Raw genomic sequence first — 12,865 nt, 5'->3', positions numbered from 1 at the left:
GCCGCTCGTCGGGTTCACAGTCGGCCGGCCTCGATGAGGACCAGCAGGTCGGCGGCGGCCTGCTGGGAGCGTGTGCGGACGGCGGTCGCGTCGGGAACCGGTCCGCCGAGCAGGGCGGTGTCCATGAACTCGGCCTGGAGGAGGGCGGAGAAGACGTGCGCGGCCCGCGAGGGGTCGCCGACCTTGGCGCGCAGCTCCGCAGGCCAGCGGGACAGGTAGTTCGTGAACAGGGCCAGGCGGTTGCCGAGGATCTCCTGTTGGTAGCGGCTGCCGAGCTCGGGGAAGCGCTGCGCGTCGCGCACCACCACTCGCTGTAGCGCCAACTGCTCCTTGGCCAGGCTGTGTTGGAGCAGCTCGGCACCGGCCTCCGTCAGGCCCTCCAGGGGTGCCAGGTCGAACCACCCGGGTTCCGCGGTCTGTGCGGCGGTGCCGCAGGCCTTCTGGATGACGGCGACGAAGAGATCGTCCTTGCTGTCGAAGTGCCGGTACAGGGTGGTGATGGACACGCCGGCGCTCGCGGCGATGCGGTTCACCGAGCTGCCGCTGTAGCCCTCGTCGAGGAAGGCCGCGAGGGCGGCAGTGACGATCGCCTCGCGCTTGCGCGCCATCAGGCGTGCTTTGGGGTCGTCCTCGGTCCAGGTACGCACGGGTTTCCTCCGGTCTCATGTCGACTTGACAGAGCATACGACAGCGCTCACTATCGTGTCATTCGACAGCGAGTGCTGTCGTATGACGTCAGGAGAGACGGATGCCCAAGTCGGACACCCCGCGCGTACTGATCCTCGGGGCCACCGGTCGTACCGGAGCGGCGGTCGTGCAGGCGTTGGAGGAGATACCCGGGCACGTCGTCCCGGTGCGCGCCTCCCGCAGCAGGGAGACGGTGCAACAGTGGATCAAGGCCGGCAAGGACGCGGTCCGGATCGATCTCGATGACCCCGACACCTTCCCCGGCGCGCTGGAGGGCATCGACCGCGTCTTCCTCATGACCGGCTACACCTCGGCCATGACCCACCAGACCAAGACCCTGGTGGACGCGGCCGAGGACGCCGGCGTCAGCTTCGTCGTGCACCTCGGCGTGTTCGGCGACAACCGCTCCACCGACCCCCACTTCGCCTGGCACGAGCTGGTGGAGCGCTACATCGCCGGATCCCGGCTGGCCTGGGCGAACGTGCATCCGCACGTGTTCATGGAGAACCTGCTGGGCATCAACCGCCTGCGCGACGGCCAGATGCTCTGGCCCATGGGGGACAAGCGGGTCGGCTGGATCGCCAATGACGACATCGCCGCGGTCGTGGCCAAGGTCCTGGCCGAAGGGCCGGAGAAGCACGCGGGCCAGGACTACTACCTGTCCGCCGATCTCCTCAACGGTGCCGAGGTGGCCGAGGCCCTCTCCGCCGCCCTGGGGCGCGAGATCCCCTCCCTGATCCTGACCCCGGACGATCTGCAGCGCCTGGTCGAGACGGGGCTGGACATCGCGCCGTCCGACATGGACGCGGCCTACGCCGCCAGCGCGCTCATCTGGCTGCGACAGACCTACGAGGGCCGCATGGACTACTCCGCGGTGACCACCAGTACGGTCCAGGACCTGCTGGGCCGCGAACCCCTCCGCTTCGCCGCGTGGGCCGCCGCGCACCGCCAGGAACTCCTGGAGCAGCTCGGCTGACCACCACGGCTCCGGGGTCCGGGCCGCGCGCGGTGCCACCCCCGCCGATGCCCGAGTGGTCGTCGGTGACCCGGGCGGGCCCGTTCGGTCAGGCCGGCCCCCGCGACGCCTTCCTCGCGGCCGCGGATCTCGACGGCGCGGGAGTCCTCGGGTGTGCGATCTTCCGCAGCGCGGCGCTGAGTTCCGTCAGGTCCTGGCCGGTCAGGTGGTCGAAGACGTGCCGCCGCACGCTGGCTAGGTGTGTCGGCCAGGCCTGCTCCAGGCGGGCGAGTCCGGAGGCGGTCAGGACGGCGTTCCAGCCGCGTGCGTCCTCGGCGCACCGGTCGCGCCGGACCAGCCCACGCGTCTCCAGGCGCGCCACCACCCGGGTCAGTCCGCTCAGCGAGAGATTGCAGGCGGAGGCGAGCTCGCTCATGCGCATCCGTCGTTGAGGAGCCTCGGAAAGCTGCATCAACAGCTGGTACTCGGACAGCGGCAGCTGTCCCTCGCCGACCATGTCGGTGTCGATCAACCGCGGCAGGGCGATCATCACCTGCCCCAGCACACGCATGAGCGCCTCTTCGCGCGGGTCGAGGGGCTGCGGGTGGCGCGTGTGTGGTGGCATGCCTCTCACTGTAGTTCCTTGACAAGTCAAGGAGTCGATGCATTTACTTGCCTAGTCAAGCATGTGCTTGACCGAGCAACTAATGATCCTCTGTGGCGATCACCGCATGTAAGGAACCTCATGACCAAGATCGGCATCATCCTCGGCAGCACCCGCCCGGGCCGCAACGGCGCGGCCGTCGCCCAGTGGGTGCTGGAGCACGCCGTCCAGCGCACCGACGCGGAGTTCGAACTCGTCGACCTGGCGGACTACAAGCTGCCGCTGCTCGACGAGGCGTTCCCGCCCGCGATGGGCCAGTACACCCAGCCGCACACCCAGACCTGGGCGGCGAAGATCGCCTCCTTCGACGGGTTCGTCATCGTCACGCCCGAGTACAACCACTCGGTCCCCGGTGCGCTGAAGAACGCCATCGACTTCCTCTTCGCGGAGTGGAACCACAAGGCCGTCGGCTTCGTCAGCTACGGTTCCACCGGAGGCACGCGTGCCGTCGAGCACCTGCGCCTGATCGCCGGAGAGCTGTACCTGGCGGACGTCCGCTCCCAGGTGGCGCTCTCGCTGTTCACCGACTTCGAGAACTTCAGCGACTTCAAGCCGGCCGATGGCCAGCGGGACACGCTCACCACGACCCTCAACGAGGTCATCGCCTGGAGCAACGCGCTCGCCCCCCTGCGCGCCAACTGACCCTGCGCACCGCCTCATCGCGGCCTCGCTCCCGCGCCCGGACCGGCGCGGGAGCGTCCGCGCTCCACGGCCGCCCGGCACCCATCTCGGGCGGCCCCGTTCCAGGCAAGGAACCTGTCATGACGAACCGTTCCGCCCTTCCGGCGGACCCGCACCGGATCACTCTCGGGCTGGACACCTTCGGAGACGTGACGAACGATTCCCTGGGCCGTCCGCTGTCCCACGGGCAGACGATCCGCAACCTCGTCGACGAAGGGGTCCTCGCCGACGAGGTGGGGCTCGACCACTTCGCGATCGGGGAGCACCACACCGACTGGATGCCGCTCTCGGCGGCCGACGTGGTGCTCGGCGCGATCGCGGCGCGCACCACACGCATTCGCCTCGGGTCGGGCGTCACGGTCATCAGCTCGGACGATCCCGTCCGCGTCTACCAGCGCTACGCCACGCTGGACGCGGTCTCCCAGGGCCGGGCGGAGGTCATACTCGGCCGTGGCTCGAGCACGGAGTCCTTCCCGCTGTTCGGCTACGACCTCGGCGACTACGACCGGCTCTTCGAGGAGAAGGTCGATCTGTTCGCCCGCCTCCTCAAGGAAGAACCCGTCACCTGGTCGGGCACTACGAGGGCGAGCCTGGCGGGCCTGTCCGTCTATCCGCACACCGAGTCCGGGACGATACCGACCTGGATCGGCGTGGGCGGCAGCCCCGAATCGGTCGTGCGCACGGCACGCCACGGCTTCTCACTGATGCTCGCGATCATCGGGGGACCGACGGCCAGGTTCGCCCCCTTCTCCGAACTCTTCCGCGAGGCACTCCAGAAGTTCGGGCAGCCGGCGCGGCCGGTCGGCGTGCACTCCCCGGGCCATGTGGCGGCGACGGACGCCGAGGCGGTCGAGCAGTTCTGGCCGTACTACGAAAGCACGATCCGCATGGTGGCCCGGCAGCGAGGATTCCGTGTGCCGACCTTCGAGCAGTTCATGCAGGACGTCGGCCCCGAGGGAGCCCTGTACGTGGGGTCCCCGGAAACCGTGGCCCGGAAGATCGCCGCGACGCTCCGCACGCTGGGCGCGACCCGCTTCGACCTCAAGTACGGAATGAACGGGCTGCCGCACGAGACGCTGATGACGAACATCGAGCTCTTCGGCACTCAGGTGGCGCCGCTGGTGCGCGAGATGGCGGCATCGGCCTGAGCCTTTCCCGGCCCGGCCCGGCCCGGCCCGGCCCGGCTTTCCTCGGCCCGGCCCTCGGAACGGGACGGTGGGGCTCACGGCGAAGCCGCTCCCGTGGGCCCGCGCGCCGTCGTCCAAAACGGGTCGAGGAAAATTCCCGCGCCTACGTCCACGTGCTGAGGCTCGCCCTCTCGTGACAGGTGTCCAGAACGGGCAAGGCGTATACGTGCCTCATTTGCGACCTGGTGCGGCCAATTACACTGGGCCCATGGCAGACGCGACGACGATCAAGCCTCTCGATCGTGACGAGGAGGCGTTCCTGCGCGCGCTCGGCAGGGTCATGGCCCTCCTGCCCCGCACCGTCGACGCGGACATGCTCGAGGAACTCCCGATTTCCACCACCGAGTACATGGTCTTGGTACATCTCTCCGAGGCGCCGGACGACCAACTGCGCATGAGCGAGCTGGCCAACATGTGCGGGCTGTCCCTGAGTGGCATGACCAGAGTGGTGAGCCGCCTCGAAGGGCGGTCACTCGTCCTGCGTGAGAAGTCGTCCGACGACGGAAGGGCGTGGCTCGCCGTCCTCACCGATTCCGGGTGGACGCAGCTGAAGCAGGCCTGGCCCACCAACCTGGCGAGCGTGCGCCGCCATATCTTCTCCAGGCTGGAGGGCTGCGACATCGCCGCGGCCGCCGAGGTACTGGAGCGCATAGCTCCCCGGTAGGAACCAGGACTGACGGCGCTCGCCCTTCGGGGCCGACTGCCGGACTGCTTGCCGCCGAATGGCCGAACGGCCGATCGACGCAGGCGTGGGCGCACGCCGGGATCGCCGCGCGGCTCCACATGAGCGTCTCCACCGCCGGGTCCGGCGTCCGGTGCGCCAGGGGTGACCGCCACGGCGCGCTCCGGTTGCTGGACCGGTGTGCCCGTTCGAGGATGGTGCCTGTCGCAGGCCGTTGAGTGATATCGCCTGTTCAGAGCATGCGTGCCGCGCGTGCCGACTGGTGTTCGCCGGTGTCCACCGGCGTCTGCGGCGTCGTGAACGATCTGCGTTGACCTCTCGCGCTCTGGTTGACGGACTGTCACCTTTGCGTACCGGCGCAGGGGCGAAGGAGGAACCCTTGCACAGCGCGTTCGCCCGGGTGTTCAAGACCCCTGACCTGCGTAAGAAGCTGTTCTTCACGCTCGGAATCATCGTGCTGTACCGCATCGGGGCGCACGTGCCCATCCCAGGGGTGAACTACAGAAGTGTCCAGGCCTGCGTGGATGCGGCGGCCGCGGGCAACAGCGGCCTGCTGGGCCTCGTCAACGCGTTCAGCGGCGGGGCTCTGCTGCAGATCACCGTCTTCGCGCTGGGCATCCTGCCCTACATCACGGCGAGCATCATTCTTCAGCTGCTGACCGTGGTCATTCCCCGGCTGGAGTCCCTGAAGAAGGAGGGCGCGGCCGGGCAGGGGAAGATCACCCAGTACACCCGCTATCTGACGGTCGCGCTGGCGGTCCTGCAAGGCACGGGCCTGGTCGCCACCGCCCGTACCGGTGCGCTGTTCCCCGGCTGTCCGTCGGCGGCGGGCATCGTGCCGGACACCTCGATCCTCATCACCGTGGTGATGGTGGTCTCGATCACCGCGGGAACGGCCTGCGTGATGTGGTTCGGCGAGCTGATCACCGACCGGGGCATCGGCAACGGAATGTCGCTGCTCATCTTCATCTCCATCGCCTCCACCCTTCCGTCCGCGCTGTGGGCCGTGAAGCTACAGGGCAAGATCGCCGGCGGGTGGCTCAGCTTCGGCATCGTCCTTCTCGTCGGGTTCGCCATGGTCGGCCTGGTCGTGTTCGTGGAACAGGCCCAGCGTCGTATCCCCGTCCAGTACGCGAAACGGATGGTCGGTCGTAAGTCGTACGGTGGAACGGCGACCTATATTCCGCTGAAGGTCAACCAGGCCGGTGTCGTGCCCGTCATCTTCGCCTCGTCCATCCTGTACCTCCCCGCGCTGATCGCTCAGTTCTCGCACTCGAAGTCCGGCTGGGCGACCTGGATCACGAACAACCTGGTCCGCGGTGACCATCCGTTCTACGTGGTCGCGTACTTCCTCCTGATCGTGTTCTTCGCCTTCTTCTATGTGTCGATCACCTTCAACCCGGAGGAGGTGGCGGGAAACATCAGACAGGCAGGCGGCTTCATCCCGGGTATCCGGGCGGGCCGTCCCACGGCCGAGTACCTGAGCTATGTCCTCAACAGGCTGACCTGGCCGGGGTCGCTCTACCTGGGGTTGATCGCGCTGGTGCCCACCGTGGCGTTCGCCAGCTTCGGCGGCGCCAATCAGCTCACCGGAACGAGCATCCTGATCATCGTGAGTGTCGGCCTGGAGACGGTCAAGCAGATCAACAGCCAGATCGAGCAGCACAACTACGAGGGCTTCCTGCGATGAGCCGGGCAGGCGGGACGCGGTCGCACCGCGCTCGAGCGTTCAGTCCGGCAGCGGCTTCCACGTCGTGTCGCCGGGTGTCCGGCCCGCCGGAGGGTAGTCGCAGTCGATGCTGGTGACCTCGCGGTCACCGTCGTCCGAGTCGACCACGGCGACACCCGTACAGGCTCTGCCGTGCTCGTCGGTCCAGGTGACGACCTCGCTGCGGTCGGCGCAGCCCGCGAGGAGCAGCGTGCCCGCGACGGCCAGCCCGGCGAGCGCGGTCGTGCGGCGAACCCTCATGTGTTCCCCCGTCATCGCGAGCCCCGTGACACGAGACGGCCTGCCCCGCGTCCACCATGTCTTCCACCTTGGTAGCGGCGGCAGGTGAACACGTCCCCAACGGACCGTCACAGAGGTGGTCGAGCCGGACGGCCGGGCGATCGCGGGAGTGACGCGGACGTCCTTGCCGGGGAGACGCGCTCCTGAGCGTGGATCAGGAGCGAGTCATCCTGACTACGGCTCTCTTCTACGCCTGCCGCGGTTCCCTTCTACGCCTGCCGCGGCTCGATCACGTCGGCGATCACGCAGCTCACGTTGTCGGGACCGCCTGAGCCGTTGGCGAGGGCGACGAGTTCGCGTACGGCCCGCTCGGGTTCGCCGACCTCCGAGAGCACGCGGCGGATCTCCCCGGTCGGTACGACGGTCGAGAGGCCGTCGGAGCAGAGCAGGTACCGATCTCCCTGTCGGACGTCGTGCAGGCGTATGTCGGCGGTGGCGTCGGATCCCTGTCCGAGGGCTCGCACCAACAACGAGCGCTGTGGATGGGAGGCGGCCTCCTCCGGGCTGAGGCGCCCCTCGTCGACCATCGACTGCACCATGGTGTGGTCGTGCGTGATCTGGAACAGCCCTCCGTCGCGCAGGAGGTAGAGGCGGGAGTCGCCGATGTGGACGAGGGCCAGCTGTGACCCGGTCCAGAGCATCGCGGTCAGCGTCGTACCGGCCTCCTCCGACGCGGTGCCGGTCCCGGCGACGCCGTGCACGGCCCGCTCGGCCTGTTCGACGGCGTCTTCGAGGACGTCGAGGAGGTTGCCGGCCGGGATGCCGTCCGTTTCGAGGCGCTTGAGCACGTCGACGGCGGCGGCACTCGCGGGTGCTCCCGCGGTGCCGTAGCCGTCGGCGACGGCGAGCAGCCGCGACCCGGCGTAGACGGTGTCCTGGTTGCTCGCGCGGACATGCCCCGGGTCGGAGAGCGCGGCGTAGCGGATACCGAGGGGCTTGGCGGTCGAGGACATGGCAGGGTCCTTCCATGACAGGTGGTCGATGAGGAAGGCGGCCAGGTCCCGCCGTGCGGCGGTGTCGGCCTCTACCTGGGACCAGTACGCGCGGATCTCCTGAGCCGCCGGCCCGGCCTCCAGCGTGCAGACGCGCTGGATGCGGGCCAGGGGCATCCCCAGGCGTCGGAGCCAGGCGACGAGCCGTGCCTGCTCCAGTTGCTCCGGCGCGTAACGGCGGTAGCCGTTCACCGGGTCGACGCGGACGGGGCGCAGCACACCGAGTTCGTCGTAGAGTCGCAGTGCCTTCGGCGACAGCCGGGACGCCTTCGCGAACGCCCCGATGGTCAGCAACCCCATGCTCGCTCCTCCTCATGCCGGGCACATCGCCCGGCCCCACCGATGCTGTGGGTTCCCCCAAGGTGAAGGTCAACCGAGGACCCGGCGACGGTTCCCGGTCGAGTGGTTGCTGACGTCACTCACGGCTCAGCGGGGCCGCCGATCGTTCCGCCACCCAGTCGTCGAAGTCGGCCGACGATCCGATCCGGCGGCCCGCGCTTCCGGGACGGACCGCATCCTTCAGATCCGTCGGCCCCACATACGGATAGGTCCGCCGCCCCCACACGCTCATACGGGCCAACCTAGAACACGCCGAGCGACCGCTCCCACCCGTGACGACAGCGGTCCGCCGGTGCCCGCCCCCTTCCCTGTTCCGCGGGACATCAGCCCGCTCCGGCCGAGGTGCCGCCCGGGTGGCCTAACCCGGCTGGTCGACTCATGGCCGCCCCCTCAGGCTGACAGCGAGGAGGGGGCCGTCCTACGTTCAGGTTGGGAATCCGCATGAATTCGTCCCGAGCCGTGTCCAAGTACCGGCGCCTGCGCCGCGCCGCGGTGGCAGCGCTCCTGGTGGCCGCCGCCACGACGCTCAATGCCTGCGGTACCGAGCGTGCCGGCAGCGAAACCGGCCAGGACCTGACCGGCGCGGCCAAGACCGAGGCCAAGTACGTGCCGTGCGGCGATCCGGCGCAGAAGCTGGAGAAGATCGACCAGGACTTCCTCGACGGCCTCGCCGCCGCGGGAGGCAAGCCGCTGTACGACCTGTCCTACCCGGCCGCACGTGAGGTGCTGGACAAACTTCAGGCCGGTCCCGTCGCGATGCAGCCCGCGCAGATAAGCGAGCGCACCGTGCCCGGCGGTCCGACCGGCCCGGTGTCCGTGCACATCGTCCGCCCTGACGGAGCCAAGGGTGACCTGCCCGGCATCGTCTACATCCACGGCGGTGGCTGGGTCCTGGGCAACTTCAAGACCCACGAGCGCCTCGTGCGGGAGATCGCCAACGGGGCCAAGGCAGCGGTCGTGTTCGTCGACTACACCCCGTCGCCCCAGGCCCAGTTCCCGGTCCCGATCGAGCAGGCGTACACCGTCGCCAAGTGGGTCGCCGACCACGGTGGCGAGATCGGCGTCGACTCCGACCGGCTGGCCGTGGCCGGTGACTCCGTCGGCGGTGACATGACCGCCGCCGTCACGATGATGGCCAAGGAGCGCGGAGGCCCGCACTTCCGGCAGCAGGTCCTGCTCTACCCCGTCACGGACGCGAACTTCGACACGGCGTCCTACCACCGCTACGCCGAGAACTGCTGGCTGACCCGGCCCGCCATGAAGTGGTTCTGGGACGCCTACGCGCCCCGGGTCGCCGACCGCGCCAACCCGCTGGCGTCGCCGCTGAAGGCCACCGTCTCCCAACTGCGCGACCTGCCGCCCGCCTTGGTGATCACCGACTCCGATGTGCTGGAGGACGCGGCGAAGGCCTACGCGGCCAAGCTGCGGCAGGCCGGGGTGCAGGTGACCTCGTCCCACTACAGCGGTGTCACCCACGACTTCATGATGCTCGACGCGCTCCGGGACACCCGGTCCAACAAGGACGCCGTCGCCCAGACCACGGAAGCCCTGCACGAGGCCCTCTACGCCCCGACCGCTCCGGCGGGCGGCAAGTAACAGGACCGCGGCACAGCCTCCGTACCCGACTGTCCCGCCGCCCGGCGTGGTGAGCTGACCGCACCAGCCGTCAGCGCGGTGTCGGTACCCAAGACCCGTACCAAGGTCTTGGGTACCGTCGGCGGTGCGTCCGGCGCCGCACCGCCCCCTCGGCTCACCGTCTGGCCCGCATGGCGGTGATGGCCTGGTGCACGGAGGAGATCACGACGGAGCCTTCTCCCACGGCCGAGGCGACACGCTTCACCGATCCCGAACGCACGTCACCTACGGCGAAGACCCCCGGGACGGACGACTCCATCCCCATGGGCCGACGGCCACGGGGGAAGGCGGACGTGTTCGTGACGTCGCCGCCCACGTGCACGAAGCCCTTGCCGTCGGTTTCCAGGAATCCGTTGAGCCAGGTCGTGTTCGGTACGGCGCCGAGCATCAGGAAGGCGCTGGACGCGGGGTGCACCGTTGATTCGCCGCTGACAGCGCTCCGCCACCGAACAGCCTCCAAGTGCTCGGTCCCCTGGAACTCGGCCACCTCGCTTCGGGTGTGTACGGAGATCTTCGGTGATGCCTCGATACGGGAGAGGAGGTACTGGGACATGGTGGTGGACAGTCCCGGGCGGCGCACCAGCATGTGGACATGCGCGGCACTCTGCGACAGGAACACCGCCGCCTGGCCCGCGGAGTTGGCTCCGCCGACCACGAAGACCTCCTCGCCCACACAGAAGGATCGCTCCAGGGCGGTGGCGGCGTAGTGCACGCCGTTGCCCTCGAACCGGGGGAGTTCGGGCAGTTCGAGCCGCCTGTAGTGAGCGCCGGTGGCGACGACCACGGTCCGGGCGCAGAGTTGTTCGCCGTCGCTCAGGTGCAGGACGAACGGCGCCTGGGCGCAGTCGAGCCCCACTACGGTGCGGGGGACCGCGATGCGCGCGCCGAACTTGCGTGCCTGGACCTGTGCGCGCGCCGCGAGTTCGTGCCCGCTGATACCGAGAGGGAACCCGAGATAGTTCTCGATCATCGAGGACGTGCCGGCCTGGCCTCCCGGTGCCGTGGCCTCGCACACGACGGTACTGAGTCCCTCGGAGGCCGCGTACACCGCCGCGGCCAGGCCTGCCGGGCCGGCGCCGACCACCACGACATCGACCGTACCGGTGTCGTCGATCGTCTCCCTGATACCGAGGCACGCGGCGACCTGAGCGGTTGACGGGTTCTCCATGAACACGCCTGGCCGGCATACGACCACCGGCCATTGTGTGACCTTTTCCAGCGCGTAGTCACAGAGGGATTCATCGGCATCGGCGTTCTCGGTATCGATCTGGCGCACCGGATAGTCGTTGCGTTCCAGGAAACTGCGAATCCGTAGCATGTCGCCGGAGGCGCTGGGGCCCGCGAGCAATACCGTTCCCAGCCCCAGGTGAATATACCTGAGGCGTCTCAGGATAAAGGCTTGCAGGACTATCCGAGCGATATTCGGCTCGTTCGCGATCAGTCGCCTCAGTTGGGGCGGGCGCAGCCGGATGACCGTGGACGCCTCACGTGCCACCGCCTGCACGAGCGATTTCTGCCTGTTCAGTAGTGAGAGTTCCCCGGTGAACTCCCTGGCGGAGTACACCGTGATAATTCGTTGCTCGAGGGACTCGCCGGGCCTGCCCTGGTGATACACGTCGATGGTGCCGTCGAGGACCAGGTAGAAGTCGAAGTCCTGAGAGCCGCGGTCGTAGAGAATTTGGCCCGGTTCCAGACGCTCTTCCTGCCCGTACGCCCGTACACAGGCGATGTGCGCATCGACCAGCTTCGGGAAGGCGGTCTCCGTATCCGCCGTGGTGAGAATGTCCTCGTCGTTCGTCATGTGGCTCACCGCTCGCGATGTCCGTGATACCTCATGGAGGCGGCCGGTCCGAGTCGCCCTTGGCGCTCTCCAGGGCGGTGGCGGGGCGAGGTGTGCGACCAGCCGTGAAAGGGGCCGCGCGCCGCCCGGCCGGCTGATGCGCCGCACCTCTCGACCCACCAGTCTAGTTGTCGCTCGGGCCGCGCGCATTGCCCGAGGCGGTCTCACTCAAGACGCGACGGGTCGGAAGGCCTATTCCATTTCGGTATTCAATTTCGGTGCCTATGGAAGGTGCGTGCCAATTCTGAATAGCAGCGACAGGGTGTGCCGGGGAAATCCGTGGATACCCAGGAAACTTGCCGGGGGATGTGCGGGACGGTACGTTATTACTTCATAGCGAGCTCAATCTGGCAATGATCGTTACCGTGGCGGTGTCTGCTGACCGCCCAGCCAGTGGAGGCGAGATTTTCATGGCCAGGATCCTGTTCGTCATGACCGGCGCGAGCTACTGGACCTTCAAGGACGGCCATCGGCACCCAACGGGGTACTGGGCCGAGGAGTTCGTGGCTCCCTACAGCCTGTTCACGAAGGCGGGTCATCAGATCACCGTCGCCACCCCGGGAGGCGTTGTACCCGTCGTGGACACGATGAGTCTGCGTCCCGGTATGGCCGGTGGTGAAGAGAATTCCCTCAAGGAAGAAGAAGTCATCGAGGAAGCAGAGGAACTGCGTCACCCCATCGCTCTGCACGACGTGCGGTTGGAGGATTACGACGCCCTCTACCTTCCAGGCGGACACGGCCCCATGGAGGACCTGGCTGTCGACAGCGATTGCGGTGCTCTCCTGAAGGCGACACTCGCGTCGGGCAAGCCGTTGGCCATCGTCTGTCACGCTCCGGCCGCTCTCCTGGCCACGCGGGACGAGACGGGCGCCACACCCTTCGCCGGCTATCGCGTCACTGGCTTCACGAATGACGAGGAAGCCGGCGTGGGCTTCGCCGACAAGGCGAAATGGCTCCTGGAGGACGAACTCAAGAAGCTGCCCACGGACTACTCGCGAGGTCCTGTCTGGGAGCCCTACACGGTGGTGGACCGCACCCTGTACACGGGTCAAAACCCGGCGTCGTCCGGCCCGTTGGCGGAGAAGGTCCTGCCGCTGCTCTCCTGAGCTGAACCACGTTCTGTCTGATCAGCGGACGCGAGTCCGTGACGGTCGGTGCAACGATCGGCCCACCCGCAGTAGCTCGTGCGCCGGCC

The 12,865-nt window shown here is 68.2% G+C and carries 13 protein-coding genes; 7 read left to right on the top strand and 6 right to left on the bottom strand.

The window, feature by feature from the left end:
- Window positions 1–14: 14 nt before the first annotated feature.
- Entirely contained in the window at window positions 15–647 is a 633-nt protein-coding gene (locus tag ACWCQK_RS10830) for a TetR/AcrR family transcriptional regulator (RefSeq protein WP_451154174.1), read from the bottom strand.
- Between the two features lie 101 nt (window positions 648–748).
- Between ACWCQK_RS10830 and ACWCQK_RS10825 the strand changes: the two genes are divergently transcribed.
- Entirely contained in the window at window positions 749–1,663 is a 915-nt protein-coding gene (locus ACWCQK_RS10825; RefSeq protein WP_451154172.1) for an NmrA family NAD(P)-binding protein, read from the top strand.
- A gap of 88 nt (window positions 1,664–1,751) precedes the next feature.
- On the opposite strand, the gene ACWCQK_RS10820 is transcribed toward ACWCQK_RS10825, so the two are convergent.
- Entirely contained in the window at window positions 1,752–2,267 is a 516-nt protein-coding gene (locus tag ACWCQK_RS10820) for a MarR family winged helix-turn-helix transcriptional regulator (protein WP_451154170.1), read from the bottom strand.
- 120 nt (window positions 2,268–2,387) lie between these two features.
- Here ACWCQK_RS10820 and ACWCQK_RS10815 point away from each other — a divergent pair, with 120 nt between their 5' ends.
- The 4 genes from ACWCQK_RS10815 (at window position 2,388) to secY (ending at window position 6,546) form a co-directional block, all read left to right on the top strand.
- The gene (locus tag ACWCQK_RS10815; RefSeq protein WP_451154168.1) at window positions 2,388–2,948 is read left to right on the top strand and encodes an NADPH-dependent FMN reductase; all 561 of its coding nucleotides are present in this window, start codon (window positions 2,388–2,390) and stop codon (window positions 2,946–2,948) included.
- Window positions 2,949–3,067: 119 nt separating this feature from the next.
- Complete coding sequence (locus tag ACWCQK_RS10810; protein ID WP_451154166.1) at window positions 3,068–4,135, top strand: LLM class flavin-dependent oxidoreductase; 1,068 nt, start codon at window positions 3,068–3,070, stop codon at window positions 4,133–4,135.
- Between the two features lie 247 nt (window positions 4,136–4,382).
- Window positions 4,383–4,838 carry a MarR family winged helix-turn-helix transcriptional regulator gene (locus ACWCQK_RS10805; RefSeq protein WP_451154164.1) on the top strand — a complete coding sequence of 152 codons (456 nt, stop codon included), beginning with the start codon at window positions 4,383–4,385 and terminating at the stop codon, window positions 4,836–4,838.
- Between the two features lie 397 nt (window positions 4,839–5,235).
- A complete protein-coding gene (secY, locus tag ACWCQK_RS10800; protein WP_451154162.1) occupies window positions 5,236–6,546 on the top strand; it encodes a preprotein translocase subunit SecY in 1,311 nt (436 codons plus the stop codon).
- Between the two features lie 39 nt (window positions 6,547–6,585).
- Here the strand turns inward: secY and ACWCQK_RS10795 are convergent, their stop codons facing one another.
- The 3 genes from ACWCQK_RS10795 to ACWCQK_RS10785 form a co-directional block, all read right to left on the bottom strand.
- The gene (locus ACWCQK_RS10795; protein ID WP_451154160.1) at window positions 6,586–6,825 is read right to left on the bottom strand and encodes a hypothetical protein; all 240 of its coding nucleotides are present in this window, start codon (window positions 6,823–6,825) and stop codon (window positions 6,586–6,588) included.
- 248 nt (window positions 6,826–7,073) lie between these two features.
- Window positions 7,074–8,156, bottom strand: coding sequence for a MerR family transcriptional regulator (locus ACWCQK_RS10790; RefSeq protein ID WP_451154158.1), 1,083 nt, complete (start codon window positions 8,154–8,156; stop codon window positions 7,074–7,076).
- A 115-nt stretch (window positions 8,157–8,271) separates the two neighbouring features.
- Window positions 8,272–8,427: a hypothetical protein gene (locus tag ACWCQK_RS10785; RefSeq protein ID WP_451154156.1), complete on the bottom strand. Its 156-nt coding sequence runs from the start codon at window positions 8,425–8,427 to the stop codon at window positions 8,272–8,274.
- A gap of 209 nt (window positions 8,428–8,636) precedes the next feature.
- Between ACWCQK_RS10785 and ACWCQK_RS10780 the strand changes: the two genes are divergently transcribed.
- Window positions 8,637–9,791, top strand: a complete 1,155-nt coding sequence (locus ACWCQK_RS10780) for an alpha/beta hydrolase (protein ID WP_451154154.1) — start codon at window positions 8,637–8,639, stop codon at window positions 9,789–9,791.
- Between the two features lie 154 nt (window positions 9,792–9,945).
- Here ACWCQK_RS10780 and ACWCQK_RS10775 read toward each other — a convergent pair whose 3' ends face one another.
- The gene (locus tag ACWCQK_RS10775) at window positions 9,946–11,631 is read right to left on the bottom strand and encodes an FAD-dependent oxidoreductase (RefSeq protein ID WP_451154152.1); all 1,686 of its coding nucleotides are present in this window, start codon (window positions 11,629–11,631) and stop codon (window positions 9,946–9,948) included.
- Window positions 11,632–12,080: 449 nt separating this feature from the next.
- Between ACWCQK_RS10775 and ACWCQK_RS10770 the strand changes: the two genes are divergently transcribed.
- A complete protein-coding gene (locus ACWCQK_RS10770) occupies window positions 12,081–12,776 on the top strand; it encodes a type 1 glutamine amidotransferase domain-containing protein (protein WP_451154620.1) in 696 nt (231 codons plus the stop codon).
- Window positions 12,777–12,865 lie beyond the last annotated feature (89 nt).

Source organism: Streptomyces sp. NPDC002306 (genome assembly GCF_053593435.1).
The sequence above is the reverse complement of the archived record's forward strand: the minus strand, read 5'-3'. Positions and strand labels throughout refer to the sequence as shown.

Bases quoted from the DNA above. Each gene is read 5' to 3' on its own strand.
- ACWCQK_RS10785 (WP_451154156.1), bottom strand. From the start codon at position 8,427: ATGAGCGTGTGGGGGCGGCGGACCTATCCGTATGTGGGGCCGACGGAT.
- ACWCQK_RS10815 (WP_451154168.1), top strand. From the start codon at position 2,388: ATGACCAAGATCGGCATCATCCTCGGCAGCACCCGCCCGGGCCGCAAC.
- ACWCQK_RS10790 (WP_451154158.1), bottom strand. From the start codon at position 8,156: ATGGGGTTGCTGACCATCGGGGCGTTCGCGAAGGCGTCCCGGCTGTCG.
- ACWCQK_RS10770 (WP_451154620.1), top strand. From the start codon at position 12,081: ATGGCCAGGATCCTGTTCGTCATGACCGGCGCGAGCTACTGGACCTTC.
- ACWCQK_RS10795 (WP_451154160.1), bottom strand. From the start codon at position 6,825: ATGAGGGTTCGCCGCACGACCGCGCTCGCCGGGCTGGCCGTCGCGGGC.
- ACWCQK_RS10810 (WP_451154166.1), top strand. From the start codon at position 3,068: ATGACGAACCGTTCCGCCCTTCCGGCGGACCCGCACCGGATCACTCTC.
- ACWCQK_RS10780 (WP_451154154.1), top strand. From the start codon at position 8,637: ATGAATTCGTCCCGAGCCGTGTCCAAGTACCGGCGCCTGCGCCGCGCC.
- ACWCQK_RS10825 (WP_451154172.1), top strand. From the start codon at position 749: ATGCCCAAGTCGGACACCCCGCGCGTACTGATCCTCGGGGCCACCGGT.
- ACWCQK_RS10820 (WP_451154170.1), bottom strand. From the start codon at position 2,267: ATGCCACCACACACGCGCCACCCGCAGCCCCTCGACCCGCGCGAAGAG.
- ACWCQK_RS10775 (WP_451154152.1), bottom strand. From the start codon at position 11,631: ATGACGAACGACGAGGACATTCTCACCACGGCGGATACGGAGACCGCC.
- ACWCQK_RS10805 (WP_451154164.1), top strand. From the start codon at position 4,383: ATGGCAGACGCGACGACGATCAAGCCTCTCGATCGTGACGAGGAGGCG.